The sequence below is a fragment of the Sulfitobacter sp. EE-36 genome (assembly GCF_000152605.1).
GTDB lineage: Bacteria > Pseudomonadota > Alphaproteobacteria > Rhodobacterales > Rhodobacteraceae > Sulfitobacter > Sulfitobacter pontiacus.
The window spans coordinates 1,963,103-1,975,265 of record NZ_CH959310.1 but is presented as its reverse complement, the minus strand read 5'-3'; the positions used below and the strand labels follow the sequence as shown (position 1 = coordinate 1,975,265).

14 protein-coding genes are annotated in these 12,163 nt (G+C 61.9%); 4 read left to right on the top strand and 10 right to left on the bottom strand.

All coding sequences use genetic code 11. The features are described from left to right. Nucleotides 1-29: 29 nt before the first annotated feature. Entirely contained in the window at nucleotides 30-1,277 is a 1,248-nt protein-coding gene (locus EE36_RS12095; RefSeq protein WP_005852618.1) for an Ig-like domain-containing protein, read from the bottom strand. Between the two features lie 111 nt (nucleotides 1,278-1,388). On the opposite strand from EE36_RS12095, the gene EE36_RS12090 reads away from it, so the two are divergent. Next, nucleotides 1,389-1,943: a TIGR00730 family Rossman fold protein gene (locus tag EE36_RS12090; RefSeq protein ID WP_005852616.1), complete on the top strand. Its 555-nt coding sequence runs from the start codon at nucleotides 1,389-1,391 to the stop codon at nucleotides 1,941-1,943. A gap of 262 nt (nucleotides 1,944-2,205) precedes the next feature. Here the strand turns inward: EE36_RS12090 and EE36_RS12085 are convergent, their stop codons facing one another. The 8 genes from EE36_RS12085 to EE36_RS12050 all read right to left on the bottom strand — a co-directional run bounded on the left by EE36_RS12085 (nucleotide 2,206) and on the right by EE36_RS12050 (nucleotide 9,488). After that, the gene (locus EE36_RS12085; RefSeq protein ID WP_005852614.1) at nucleotides 2,206-2,661 is read right to left on the bottom strand and encodes a host attachment family protein; all 456 of its coding nucleotides are present in this window, start codon (nucleotides 2,659-2,661) and stop codon (nucleotides 2,206-2,208) included. Beyond that, nucleotides 2,658-2,867, bottom strand: coding sequence for a hypothetical protein (locus EE36_RS12080; RefSeq protein WP_005852612.1), 210 nt, complete (start codon nucleotides 2,865-2,867; stop codon nucleotides 2,658-2,660). Before EE36_RS12080 ends, EE36_RS12085 begins: the two co-directional genes overlap by 4 nt. A gap of 153 nt (nucleotides 2,868-3,020) precedes the next feature. Next, complete coding sequence (locus EE36_RS12075; protein ID WP_005852611.1) at nucleotides 3,021-3,620, bottom strand: superoxide dismutase; 600 nt, start codon at nucleotides 3,618-3,620, stop codon at nucleotides 3,021-3,023. A gap of 195 nt (nucleotides 3,621-3,815) precedes the next feature. Further along, entirely contained in the window at nucleotides 3,816-4,397 is a 582-nt protein-coding gene (locus tag EE36_RS12070; protein WP_005852609.1) for a sarcosine oxidase subunit gamma, read from the bottom strand. Then, complete coding sequence (locus tag EE36_RS12065; protein ID WP_005852608.1) at nucleotides 4,390-7,407, bottom strand: sarcosine oxidase subunit alpha family protein; 3,018 nt, start codon at nucleotides 7,405-7,407, stop codon at nucleotides 4,390-4,392. The genes EE36_RS12070 and EE36_RS12065 overlap by 8 nt, the downstream gene beginning before the upstream one ends. A gap of 79 nt (nucleotides 7,408-7,486) precedes the next feature. Further along, nucleotides 7,487-7,816 (bottom strand): sarcosine oxidase subunit delta, encoded by a 330-nt coding sequence (locus EE36_RS12060; RefSeq protein WP_005852606.1) that lies wholly within the window; start codon nucleotides 7,814-7,816, stop codon nucleotides 7,487-7,489. A 93-nt stretch (nucleotides 7,817-7,909) separates the two neighbouring features. After that, the gene (locus tag EE36_RS12055) at nucleotides 7,910-8,146 is read right to left on the bottom strand and encodes a hypothetical protein (RefSeq protein ID WP_005852605.1); all 237 of its coding nucleotides are present in this window, start codon (nucleotides 8,144-8,146) and stop codon (nucleotides 7,910-7,912) included. A gap of 97 nt (nucleotides 8,147-8,243) precedes the next feature. Then, nucleotides 8,244-9,488 carry a sarcosine oxidase subunit beta family protein gene (locus EE36_RS12050; protein ID WP_039912259.1) on the bottom strand — a complete coding sequence of 415 codons (1,245 nt, stop codon included), beginning with the start codon at nucleotides 9,486-9,488 and terminating at the stop codon, nucleotides 8,244-8,246. A gap of 234 nt (nucleotides 9,489-9,722) precedes the next feature. On the opposite strand from EE36_RS12050, the gene ccmI reads away from it, so the two are divergent. Genes ccmI through EE36_RS12035 form a run of 3 tightly spaced genes read left to right on the top strand, consistent with a single transcriptional unit; the run spans nucleotide 9,723 to nucleotide 11,708 of the window. After that, nucleotides 9,723-10,949 (top strand): c-type cytochrome biogenesis protein CcmI, encoded by a 1,227-nt coding sequence (gene ccmI, locus EE36_RS12045; RefSeq protein ID WP_005852602.1) that lies wholly within the window; start codon nucleotides 9,723-9,725, stop codon nucleotides 10,947-10,949. Then, nucleotides 10,946-11,431: a Holliday junction resolvase RuvX gene (gene ruvX, locus EE36_RS12040; RefSeq protein WP_005852601.1), complete on the top strand. Its 486-nt coding sequence runs from the start codon at nucleotides 10,946-10,948 to the stop codon at nucleotides 11,429-11,431. Before ccmI ends, ruvX begins: the two co-directional genes overlap by 4 nt. 34 nt (nucleotides 11,432-11,465) lie before the next feature. Beyond that, complete coding sequence (locus EE36_RS12035; protein ID WP_005852599.1) at nucleotides 11,466-11,708, top strand: DUF1289 domain-containing protein; 243 nt, start codon at nucleotides 11,466-11,468, stop codon at nucleotides 11,706-11,708. A 41-nt stretch (nucleotides 11,709-11,749) separates the two neighbouring features. Here EE36_RS12035 and EE36_RS12030 read toward each other — a convergent pair whose 3' ends face one another. Continuing rightward, nucleotides 11,750-11,953 (bottom strand): hypothetical protein, encoded by a 204-nt coding sequence (locus EE36_RS12030; RefSeq protein ID WP_235183771.1) that lies wholly within the window; start codon nucleotides 11,951-11,953, stop codon nucleotides 11,750-11,752. Nucleotides 11,954-12,163: the final 210 nt, after the last annotated feature.

Genomic DNA, 12,163 nt, shown 5'->3' with positions numbered 1-12,163 from the left:
GCAGTTTCATCTGCCCGCATAGCCGCTCTTCAATCGGGCAGATCAAAGACCTGACCGGGATAGATCAGATCGGGATCGCGGATTGATGAGCGGTTGGCGGCAAAGACGCGCACATAGAGCGTCGGGTCGCCATAGCGTTCGCGGGCGATGGCCCAAAGCGTGGCCCCTTCCTGCACGGTCACCGCCTTGATCGGGCCGTCGTTGTCTGCGGTGGCACGGGCCAGCACCTCGGGGGATTCACGTTTGAACGGGGTTTCCACGCGGCTGATCACATCGCCGCCCTGATCCAGCTCATCCACGCGCAGGGTGTAGATGCCGGTCTTGATATTCTCGATATCGCCGCGCCAACGGCCTTGGGGGTCCACCTCAAGCGCGCCGACGCTGCGGTTGTCCAGATAGACCCGCACGGAAGACGCCTGCGCCTGTGCGCGCCCCGCCAGCCGGACCTCGCCCTCATCGGAATAGGTGATCGTGTCGAGCGCGATGCGGTCGGTCACCTCGGGCGCGGTGCCGGGCAGTAATTCCACACCATCGGCGTCGGATTTCAACAGGGCGACGGGGGTATCAGCAGACGGGCGCGCGGGATCGGGCTGCGCTGCTACGGCGGCGAACTCGGTCATCTCGGGGGCGCTGTCCTCGGGTGCTTCCCCCTGCGGTTCCGCGACCGGAGCGGAGGCTGCTTCAGGGGCCGTGTCGTCGTGCATGGCCTCTGATGTGGTGTCGATGGATACGTCTGCTGGTTCCGCCAGTGCCACCTGTGCCACGGCAGGAGCGGTGATCGGGGCCAAGATGACTTCCTCGACCGAGGCGACGGGGCCTGTTTCGGCATCCGCGCTCAGGCTCAGGATCTTGCCGCTGCCATCGGGCGGCAAAATAGCAAGCGTGGCGAATTTGCCAGAGCGGTCGGCCTGCGCGCTGGCGACCTCTGCCCCGTTGCTGATGACGCTGACGCGGGCCCCTGGTGCTGCGCGGCCTGCGATCACGGTCATCCCGTCCCCCTCGCGGCGCACCTCGTCAAAGCTGGGGGTGGCGGGCGATGCGGCAGGATCAGGCGTTTGCGGCGCAGGGGGAACGGTGGCGGCGGCCTTGGTGTCTTGGGGTGCGGTGGCGGTCCGCGCGGAGGGCTGGGCCGCGGGTTTCGGCTGGGCGGCAGTGTCTTTCGCCGTATCCGGCACGACGGGACCCGCATCTTGCGACCAGATATATCCCGCAACGGCAACCGCCACGACCAGCGCGGCGCCCGCAAACTGAGCACCCCGCGTTTGAAACACCGACATCCCGTTCATCCCTTTGAACTTCCCCACATTGAGGACTTGTACCAAGCAGGCTATCACGGGTCAAAATGCAGCTGCATGCCATGTGCATATTCGCAAAAAGGACCCCCGTTTATGATCCAGAAATCCGTATGTGTTTACTGCGGCTCGCGCCCCGGTGATGACCCCGAATATACCGCACAAGCCGACGCTTTGGGGCGCGCTTTGGCGCAGAACGACTGGCGGCTGGTCTATGGCGCGGGGGACGTGGGGCTGATGGGCACCGTTGCACGCGCAGCACAAACGGCGGGCGGCACGACCTTTGGCGTGATCCCCGATCATCTGGTGAAATGGGAGGTCGGCAAGACCGATCTGACCACCTATGTCGTGACCGAGACCATGCATGAACGCAAAAAGGTGATGTTCATGAATTGCGATGCCGTGGTGGTCCTGCCCGGTGGTGCCGGATCACTGGACGAGCTGTTCGAAGTGCTGACCTGGCGCCAGTTGGGGCTACATCAGAAACCCGTAATCCTATTGAATACAAATGGTTACTGGGATCCTCTCACAGCGCTTCTGGATCATGTCGTCGCCCGCGGCTTTGCCGAAGAAAGCCTGCTTGGCTATGTGGATACGGTCGATGACGTCGACGGCGCGCTGGACGTTCTGCGCCGCAGCCTGACCGCGTAGAGGTAAGCGCGGCAGCTCGCGCGGTTGTGGAGGAAGCGCCTGCGCGGCAACGGGTTGATCGGCGGCGAAGCCGGATCAGGAGTGCTATAGGCGGTAAGCGAAATCGGCCGACGCCATACTCCCTGTTCGCCGCGAGCACGCGCGATACAGCAAAGGGCACCCACATTTGGATGCCCTTTCAAATCACCGCCCTGCGGCAACCCGAATACCTATAGATCCGGCCGCATAGCCAGAAATTTACTGTTGCTATGCGGCCACATCCTCACGCTGTTTCAAGCGTCGATTTCACGATATTCTCGATCTCGTCGATAGGGTGGTTCGTCAGCGTCTTGGGGATTTCGCCCACGACTTTGTCTGCGACCTCTTTGTGCATCTCGTGACGCAACTCTCCCAGAGTGTTCGGCGGTGCGACCAGAATGATCTTGTCGAATTTGCCCTTATGCGCCTGTTTGTACAGGATATCCGCCAGCTCGCTGGCAAAGCGGTCCTTGGACAGCTGGTGCCAGTCGGTGTCGTCCACAGCCGAGCGGTGCACAGACGGGCCGTCGTTGAAGCGTCCACGACGATTGGCGGCCTGATCGCGGTTCGGCGGGTTTTCCTGCTCTTCCTCGCGGAAGACTTGGAGGAACGGATCCTCTCCGTCGGTTTCATTCACCATGAACAGCGCTTTTTCACCATCTGCGATCAGCACCCAGGTGCCATTTTCAATCTTGGTCATGCGTCTTCTCCGTGGTTGCGTTTGTCTTCGCCAGTGACGCGGGTGTCAGCGCCGGGTTTGTCGACCACCTGTTTCTCTTCGTCTTGTGTGCCGACATCGCGTTGCAGCCCGCCACCCGAGCGGCCCTGATGGTCAATATCATCGGCTTCGCTGATGTATTTGTCGGTTTCCTTGACGCCGTCCTTCGATCTGTGACGCTCTGCCATCGTGGTCTCCTTCTCATCTTGTGGGTTCACGGGTAAAACGCCCCAATCACGCCCGAGGTTCCACAAGAAAAGGCCCCACAGCGGAATGCTGCAGGGCCTTTCACATAAATATTTCAACAGGTTGGCGCGATGCCTTAACCCATCATATCGCGATTACATGCGCGACGCGACATTGTCCCAGTTGACCAGATTGTCGAGGAAGTTCGACAGGTAGTCGGGGCGCGCGTTGCGGAAATCGATGTAGTAGGAGTGCTCCCAAACGTCGCAGCCCAGCAGTGCGGTCTGACCAAAGCAGACAGGGTTCACGCCGTTTTCGGTCTTGGTCACTTTCAGGCCACCGTCGGTGTCCTTGACCAGCCACGCCCAACCGGAGCCGAACTGACCGCCACCGGCTGCCTTGAATTCATCCTTGAACTTATCGACAGAGCCAAAGCTTTCGGTGATCGCTTTTTCCAGCTCGGACGGCATTTTGCTGTCTTCGGGGGACATCATTTCCCAGAACTGGTTGTGGTTCCACAGCTGGCTGATGTTGTTGAAGATACCGCTTTGCGCAACCGCGTCAGGGTTGTAGGTGCCCTTGATGATTTCCTCGAGGGTCTTGCCTTCCCACTCGGTGCCTTCAATGGCTTTATTGCCGTTGGTCACATAGGCGTTGTGGTGCTTATCGTGGTGATATTCCAGCGTTTCCTTGGACATACCTTTGGATGCAAGCGCATCGTGGGCATAGGGAAGATCAGGAAGAGTAAAAGCCATGAGAAAAGCCTCCGTTATTGAATTGCGTCTGGGTCACATGAAGCCCGTCCCGTCATAAGGTCAAGTGCTGATCGACCCGCAAGGGGGAAACCGGCACAGCTGACGGGGCGCTTCTTTCGTCACCCGCTTAAGGGTAAAACGGCTGGCTGGGGCGAATGTTCCCGCCAGTCTGCCGCCCTGCCCCTGACCAGCGGCTTACCGCGCGGTGCTATAATATTCGGGGGCGGACCCGGCCTGTGCCGCGGTTTTCAGCAGATCAAATACATATTGCGCGACCGAGCGGAAGCAGACCAGACGGAAGCTGTCGCCGTCCTCGATCCAGAACGCCGCCGGCACCTGCGCCAGCCGCGTGCGGCGGATCATCCCGGGGGTGAAACTGTCTGGCGACAGATCCACCGGGGCGAGCTTGGCGAGCACATCGCGGCTGTGCGCCCCGCTGATGCGAAACACCGCCCGCGCGTCCGAGACATTGACCGCCAGCGTGTGATTGCTGCCAAAGCATTTGGTCAGCATGTCGAGGGTGTCGCTGACCTGATCGTAGGGGCAGAGCAACAACAGCTCGTCCGATGACATCCACGCGACACCGCGATCCCCGTTGATCTGGACACTGCGTGTATCGGGAAGGCCCAGGCCGACGGCCTTTTTCAGCGCCTTCTTCATATAGCCCGCCCCCAGATCCCCGCGGACAGAGATCATGCCAATCGGGTCCATCAGGGTCACCTCGGCAATGCCGCCGGTGAATTCCGCCGCTTTCAACGCGCTTACCGCCTCAGACATTTTGCTTGGCCCCTTCTTTGTCATAGAACACCGGATCGACGATTTTCGCCTGATAGGTCTTGCCGTCGGTCCCGGGGAAATCGAGCACCTCGCCCATGCGGTCCGGCCCGTTCAGGACCAGCCCCATCGCGATCCCCTTGCCCAACGTCGGCGAATGATAGGTCGAGGTAACGCGCCCGATCATATTGCGCTGGCCGTTCTCGTTCTCGCCCTCGCCTACGGCATAGGCCCCGTCCGGCAGGGTGCTGCCGTCGGTTGTTTCCAGCCCCACCAGTTTCCAGCGCGTCGGGTCCACCATATGGGACCGCTGCTGCGCGCGCTTGCCCAAGTAGTCATCCTTCTTTTTCGAGATCGCCCAGTTCAGCCCCAGATCCTGCGGGATCACGGTGCCGTCAGTTTCGTCCCCGATCATGATAAAGCCCTTTTCTGCGCGCAGGATGTGCAGACATTCGGTCCCATAGGGCATCACGCCCAGATCATTGCCCGCCACCATCAGCGCATCCCAGAAGGCCTGTCCTTGCCCTGCATCCACCGCGATCTCGTAGCTCAGCTCGCCCGAGAAAGAGATACGGTAAACGCGGCACTTGAAGCCCCCCAGCGTGCCGTCCGCCCACTCCATAAAGGCCAGCGCGTCTTTGCTGACATCCATGCCGCCCAGCTTTTCCAGACATTTGCGTGCGTTGGGGCCGACCACGGCGATCTGCGCATATTGCTCGGTGACATTGGCGACATAGACGTTGAAATCCCACCACTCGGTCTGCAGCCATTCTTCCATATGCTGGTGGATGCTTTCCGCGCCGCCCGTCGTTGTGTGGCACAGGAAGGTGTCGTCATCGATCCGCGCAACGACACCATCGTCGATCAGGAACCCGTTTTCCGAACACATCAGGCCATAGCGGCATTTACCCGGTTTCAGCGTGCTCATCATATTGGTGTAAAGCATGTCGAGGAAGCGCCCCGCGTCCGGTCCCTTGACGATGATCTTGCCAAGGGTGGAGGCATCCAGCATCCCCAGTTTGCTGCGCGTGTTGGTGACCTCGCGCATGACCGCGTCATGGGTGGTTTCGCCCTTGCGCGGATAGGCATAGGGGCGTCGCCATTGGCCGACGGGTTCCCATTCGGCACCGTTCGCGTCGTGCCAATCATGCAGCGGGGTGCGGCGGATCGGTTGGAACACATCGCCACGCGCCTCGCCCGCGATCGCGCCCATCGAAATCGGGTGGTACGGCGGGCGGAAGGTGGTGGTCCCAACGGCGGGAATATCCGCATCCATCGCGCCCGCCAGTGTTGCCAGCCCGTTGATATTGCTGAGCTTCCCCTGATCCGTCGCCATGCCAAGCGTGGTATAGCGTTTGGCGTGTTCGACGCTGACAAAGCCTTCTTGCGCGGCAAGCCGCACGTCCGACACTTTGACATCGTTCTGATAATCCAGCCACGTCTTCTCGCGCAGCTTCACATTTGCGCCTTGCGGCATCATCCAGACGGGGGCGAGCGGCGCTTCCTCTTGCCGGTCGGCGTTCGGCGAGACAGCATCGGCGGGCAGCTTGAACCCCAGCGTCGTGACCACCCCATCGGCGGCGGCATGGGCGTCGTGCAAGATATCATCCAGCGCAAAGAACCCACCCGCGGCACCGGCAGCGGTGACAAAACCATGCCCGTCCGCCCCCAGCGGCGGATTGTTCACATCGGGGCGGAACATGGCCCCGGCGGTATCCCAGGTCAGCTTGCCGCCGCAATGGGACCACAGATGCACCACAGGCGACCATCCGCCCGACATGGCGACGGCGTCACAGGGGAAGGTTTCAAGCACCGCACCCTCGCCCGCCTGGCTGCACACCTCTACGCCTGTCACGCGTTTGCCGCCTGTCACCCGCGCCACGGCATGACCCATCATCACGCGAATGCCCAGATCTTTGGCGCGTGTCATCAGCGCGGAATCCTGCGGCAGCACGCGGGCATCCAGAATGGCGGGCACGGTCAGTCCGGCCTCGGTCAAGGCGATGGCGGTGCGGTAGGCGTCGTCATTATTGGTGACCACCACCGTGCGATCCCCGACCGACACGCCATAGTTCACCAGATAATCCCGCACAGATGCGGCCAGCATCACACCGGGGATGTCATTGCCTGCAAAGGACAAAGGCCGTTCAATCGCGCCGGTGGCGGTCACGATATGACCGGCGCGAATACGCCAGAGCCGGTGGCGCGGTCCGGCAGTCTCGGGCGCGTGGTCCGTCAGACGTTCATAGCCCAGCACATAGCCGTGGTCATAGACTCCCGCCCCCATGACACGGGTGCGCAGGGTGACGTTTGCCATCTCCGACAGCTCTGCCACCAGCGCGTCAATGAAATCGGCGACGGGTGTGCCATCGACCGTGCCGCCATCCACGGGCGCGCGGCCGCCCCAATGGGCGGTCTGTTCCAGCACGATGACCTTGGCACCGGACAGGGCCGCCGTGCGCGCGGCCTCTAGCCCCGCGACACCGCCGCCGATGATCAGCACATCGCAAAAGGCGTGGAAATGTTCATAGGTATCGCCATCCGTCTCCTTGGGCGCTTTGCCCAGACCGGCAGAGTGGCGGATGATCGGCTCGTAGACATGCTTCCAGAAGGGGCGCGGGTGGATGAACATCTTGTAGTAGAAGCCCGCGGGCAGAAAGCGGCTCAGGTGTTTGTTGATCGCGCCAACGTCGAATTCGAGGCTGGGCCAGTGGTTCTGGCTTTCCGCCTTGAGCCCGTCGAACAGATCGGTGGTCGTGGCGCGTTGGTTGGGTTCAAACCGGTCGCCCTGCCCGAGGTTCACCAGCGCGTTGGGTTCTTCCGGGCCCGCCGCCACGATGCCGCGCGGACGGTGGTATTTGAACGACCGCCCCACCAGCATCTGGTCATTCGCCAGCAGGGCCGAGGCCAGGGTATCGCCCTCGAACCCGCGCAGCTGCTTTCCGTTAAACGAAAAACTGACAGCATTTGATTTGTTCAGCAGGCGGCCGCCTGTGGCAATTCTGGTGCTCATGAAGTCAAACCTTGGTGTGGGGCGAAAGCGCGGGCGCCTCCGGCGGGAGTTTTCTTGGCAAAATGAAGAACGGCAGCGGTCATGGGGCGGCGGAGGCCTGCCAATCGGGGCGGCGGTCCTGTATCTTGTCGATGATCTCTTGCGGGACCGTGCTGGTCTGGGCGGTATAGGTGCCGAAGACTTCGAGCGTCATGGTATCGCGCGCGGCGTGGAACCATTTGCCACAGCCATAGACATGCCGCCAGCGTTCAAAATGCACGCCCTTGGGGTTTTCCCGCATGAACAGGTATTTTTCGAAGTCGTTGTCAGAGGACCCCGGACCAAAACGTTTCAGATGCGCCTCGCCGCCCGCGTGGAATTCGGTTTCCTCGGCGGTAATGCCGCAGTTGGGGCATGTCAGGGTCAGCATGGGGCGCTCCTTTCTAAGGTCGGTTGAAACGCAAAAAGGCCAGCCCCCGCGCGAGGGCCAGCCTTGATCATATTGGATAGAGTGGAAAGCGGCTTAGTTGCCGGTTGCTTCCTCGGCCGCGCCTTCAACGGCATCGGCAGCACCATCGGCCGCGCCTTCGACGTTGACGTTGATGTCGCCAGAGTCGTCCATCGGGTTGCCACCGGCGAAGAAGTAAAAGCCGAAGCCAAGGACCAGAACGACGAGAACGCCGATGACGATCCCCGATCCGGTGCCGCTGGTTTTGTTGACGGTGGTGTGTGGCGCTTGGTTGTTGTCAGGCGTAGCCATGGGAATGGTCCTTCATAAACTTGATATGAAGTGCAAACCCCGTTCACAGGCAAAAAGTTCCACAGCCCCATTGGGCGGGCAGGTTTCCGCGCGCCGATCAATGCGCCACCCCGGCGGCTACGGATTCGTCGATGAACCGCCCTTCCTGGAACCGGTTCAGGCCGAAGGCATCCGTCAGCGGCGACCGTCCCTTGGCCATCAGTTCGGCCATGGCCCAGCCCGAGCCGGGGATCGCCTTGAACCCGCCGGTACCCCAGCCACAGTTGACGAACACGCCCTCGACCGGCGTTTTGGACAGGATCGGAGAGCGGTCCCCCGTCACATCCACAATACCGCCCCATTGGCGCAACATCTTGAGACGGGACACCATCGGAAAGGTCTCGACCAGGGCGCGGACCGTTTCCTCGATATGGTGGAAAGAGCCGCGTTGGGTATAGTTGTTATAGCCATCCGTGCCGCCGCCGATCACCATCTCACCCTTGTCGGATTGGCTCATATAGCCATGCACGGTATTGGCCATGACCACCACATCCATGCAGGGTTTGATCGGCTCTGACACCAGCGCTTGCAGGGCGACGGATTCGATCGGGAGCCGGAAGCCCGCCATATCAGCCAGATGACCAGAGTGGCCGGCGACCACCATGCCCAGCTTGTCACAGTCGATATCGCCACGGTTGGTCGACACGCCCGTCACCTTGCCGTTTTCCTGACGAATGCCGGTGACCTCGCATTTCTGGATCACGTCCATGCCCATATCGGAACAGGCCCGCGCATAGCCCCAGGCCACCGCATCATGGCGTGCCGTGCCGCCACGGCGCTGCCAGAGCCCGCCCAGAACCGGATAACGTGGCCCGTCGATATTGATGATCGGCACCAGTTCCTTGACCTTTTCGGGCCCGATGAATTCGGTCTGCACCCCCTGCAGCGCGTTGGCATGGGCCGTGCGCTGGTAGCCGCGCACTTCGTGATGGGTCTGCGCCAGCATGATCACGCCGCGCGGGCTGAACATGACGTTATAGTTCAGATCCTGGCTCATCGTCTCGTAAAGCGACCGCGCCTTTTCATAGATCGCGGCGGAGGGGTCTTGCAGGTAGTTGGACCGGATGATCGTGGTGTTACGGCCCGTGTTGCCGCCCCCGAGCCAGCCTTTTTCCAAAATGGCGACATTGGTGATGCCGAAGTTTTTACCCAGGTAATAGGCCGTCGCCAGACCATGCCCCCCGGCCCCGACGATGATCACGTCATAGCGTTTCTTCGGCTGCGCATCGCGCCAGGCCCGCTGCCAGCCGGTATGATGGCGCAGGGCTTCGCGGGCGACGGCAAAGGCTGAGTATTTCTTCATGAAAGCGGTCTCCGGCAAAGATTCGTACGCCGTGGCGTAGGCTTGGCTTCTTTCTGGGTCTTCGGGCGAAAAAGAGGATACCCGGCGCGGCATTCCTTAACAGTTTTACGACATCCGCCGCAATCTGGCAAAACCCAAGCCGCCGCCGCGACAAGGTGCAGCAATATGGCCTCTTTTGTCACGTCGCCGCAGCGGTTAGGTGTGCAGCACCTATAATTACTGGACCGCATCTTTATGAGTTTCTGGATCATCGCCGCCGCCGGAGCCGCCCTTGTGACCGTGTTGCTGGCGCGTGCCCTGACCCGTGGGGCCAGCGCGCCAGCTGAAACCGGTGCCGCCCATGATGTGCAGGTCTATCGCGACCAGCTGGCCGAGGTTGAACGCGATGTCGCGCGCGGGGTGTTGCCCGAAGCCGACGCCATCCGCGTGCGCACCGAAATCTCGCGCCGTATTCTGGCCGCGGATGCTGCCGGACAAAATATTCCCGCCGCAAGTGGCACGCCGTCGCCTATCGTCATCGTGGTGATCGCGCTGGTCTTGCTGGGCGGGAGCCTTGGGCTCTACTGGCAGTTGGGTGCGCCGGGCTATGGGGATCTGGCGTTGCAGGACCGTATCGCGCGGGCCGAAGACATGCGCCGGAACCGACCCGATCAGGCCACCGCCGAGGCAGAGCTGCCCGCCGCCGATTTGCCACCCGAGCTCAGCCCCGAATATGAAGCGCTGCTGACCCGCCTGCGCGAAACGGTTGCCGCGCGGCCCGATGATATGCAGGGCCATGTCCTGCTGGCCCAGAACGAGGCGCGCGTTGGCAACTACGCCGCCGCAGCCGCCGCGCAGGGCAAGGTTGTGCGCCTCAAGGGGGCGGAAGCCTCGATTGACGATGTGTCAGGCTATGCGGAGCTGCTGGTGATGGCGGCAGGGGGCTATGTCTCCCCCGAAGCAGAAGCGGTGTTGCGCGCGGTGCTGACCCGTGATGTCGAAAACGGCACGGCGCGGTATTATTGGGGGCTGATGCTGGTGCAAACCGGGCGCCCAGATCTGGCGTTCCGCATGTGGGACGGGTTGCTCCGCCGCGGCCCCGAGGATGCCCCGTGGATCGCGCCTATCCTGGCGCAGATCACCCCTATCGCCACGATGGCCGGTGTGGACTATACCGTGCCCGAGATTGGCAGCGGCGCGCTGCGCGGCCCCTCGACCGAGGATATCGACGCGGCGCAGGATATGACCCCTGCCGAACGGATGGAGATGATCGGCGGCATGGTCGAAAGCCTGTCGTCGCGGCTTGCCAGCCAGGGCGGGCCGGTCGAGGATTGGGCGCGATTGATCACGTCGCTTGGCGTGCTGGGGGAAACGACACGGGCGCGGGCGATTTACGAGAATGCGGTAGAGGTCTTTGCCGATGACCCCGCCGCGATGGATGATATTCAACGCGCGGGCGAACGCGCCGGGGTGACCGAATGATCTATGACGACATAACAGATTTTGCCGCCGCCCTGCCCCCGATGCAGGCGTTGATCGGGCTGGACCTTGGGGAAAAGACCATCGGCGTTGCGGTCAGCGACAGTTTTCTGTCCATCGCCACCCCGCTGGAAACGGTGCGCCGCAAGAAATTCGGGGTTGATGCCGCCCGCCTGTCAGAGATCATTGCCGCCCGCGGAATCGGCGGGGTGGTGCTGGGCTTGCCGCGCAATATGGACGGATCGGAAGGCGCGCGCTGTCAGTCGACACGGGCCTTTGCGCGGAACTTTGACCGGCTGGGAGATATTCCCATCGGGTTCTGGGATGAACGGCTGAGCACGGTCGCCGCGGAACGCGCGCTGCTGGAGGCCGATACATCGCGTCGCCGCCGCGCCGAGGTGATCGACCACGTGGCCGCGGGCTATATTCTGCAAGGGGTGCTGGACCGTTTGCGTGTGATCAAGGCGCAGGGCGCGTCGGCCTGAGGCCACATAAGCGCGACAGCGCGAGGATAAAGCGATGAGTGACGAGATCTGGAAGCGGAACGAAGTCGAAAGCCCCTGCGTGAAACTTTGCGTGGTGCACCCCGAGACGCGCCTGTGCACAGGCTGTTACCGATCCATTGACGAGATCGGCGCGTGGTCGCGTATGACGCCCGAAGAGCGCCGCAGCATCATGGCAGAGCTACCATCGCGAGCGGGTGCGTTGACGAAGCGGCGGGGGGGCCGTTCTGCGCGGCTCAAGCGTGACAGCACCGGCTGATCTGGCGAACCGGCTAGGGCGTATGGACCGTTGATGAGGATTCAGCGGGCCACGCGGTACAGAAAATCGAGCATTTCGCTGCTTGTCTGGGCCCCTTCGTGATCTTGCGGGGCGTAATTGTCATTCGCCGCTGGCACCACGGGGGTCGCCCCAAAATGCTGCGCCACGGTCACGCATTGCCACGTCGCCGCTGCGGGCACGAAGCGAAGGATATTGGTCTGCGGGTCTTGCGCTGTATCTGTCATGTTCATCTCTGCCATCTCTCGGGTCGTTCAATTTGTGCGCCGGTCGATTCGATTCTCGGTCGCTTGTCGGTAGTTTGGCTCCGACAGTGTGATATAAGTGTTAAGATATGGCAGTATTTGGGCAAAATCAGGGTAATAAACGTATCAGGCCCTGCACATTCCGGCCCAATGCCGCGGATTTAGGCAAACAACGGGCGCGTGATATCGGCC

Coding starts and splice junctions, on each gene's coding strand:
- EE36_RS12095 (WP_005852618.1), bottom strand. CDS start 1,277: ATGTCGGTGTTTCAAACGCGGGGTGCTCAGTTTGCGGGCGCCGCGCTG.
- EE36_RS12090 (WP_005852616.1), top strand. CDS start 1,389: ATGATCCAGAAATCCGTATGTGTTTACTGCGGCTCGCGCCCCGGTGAT.
- EE36_RS12085 (WP_005852614.1), bottom strand. CDS start 2,661: ATGACCAAGATTGAAAATGGCACCTGGGTGCTGATCGCAGATGGTGAA.
- EE36_RS12080 (WP_005852612.1), bottom strand. CDS start 2,867: ATGGCAGAGCGTCACAGATCGAAGGACGGCGTCAAGGAAACCGACAAA.
- EE36_RS12075 (WP_005852611.1), bottom strand. CDS start 3,620: ATGGCTTTTACTCTTCCTGATCTTCCCTATGCCCACGATGCGCTTGCA.
- EE36_RS12070 (WP_005852609.1), bottom strand. CDS start 4,397: ATGTCTGAGGCGGTAAGCGCGTTGAAAGCGGCGGAATTCACCGGCGGC.
- EE36_RS12065 (WP_005852608.1), bottom strand. CDS start 7,407: ATGAGCACCAGAATTGCCACAGGCGGCCGCCTGCTGAACAAATCAAAT.
- EE36_RS12060 (WP_005852606.1), bottom strand. CDS start 7,816: ATGCTGACCCTGACATGCCCCAACTGCGGCATTACCGCCGAGGAAACC.
- EE36_RS12055 (WP_005852605.1), bottom strand. CDS start 8,146: ATGGCTACGCCTGACAACAACCAAGCGCCACACACCACCGTCAACAAA.
- EE36_RS12050 (WP_039912259.1), bottom strand. CDS start 9,488: ATGAAGAAATACTCAGCCTTTGCCGTCGCCCGCGAAGCCCTGCGCCAT.
- ccmI (WP_005852602.1), top strand. CDS start 9,723: ATGAGTTTCTGGATCATCGCCGCCGCCGGAGCCGCCCTTGTGACCGTG.
- ruvX (WP_005852601.1), top strand. CDS start 10,946: ATGATCTATGACGACATAACAGATTTTGCCGCCGCCCTGCCCCCGATG.
- EE36_RS12035 (WP_005852599.1), top strand. CDS start 11,466: ATGAGTGACGAGATCTGGAAGCGGAACGAAGTCGAAAGCCCCTGCGTG.
- EE36_RS12030 (WP_235183771.1), bottom strand. CDS start 11,953: ATGACAGATACAGCGCAAGACCCGCAGACCAATATCCTTCGCTTCGTG.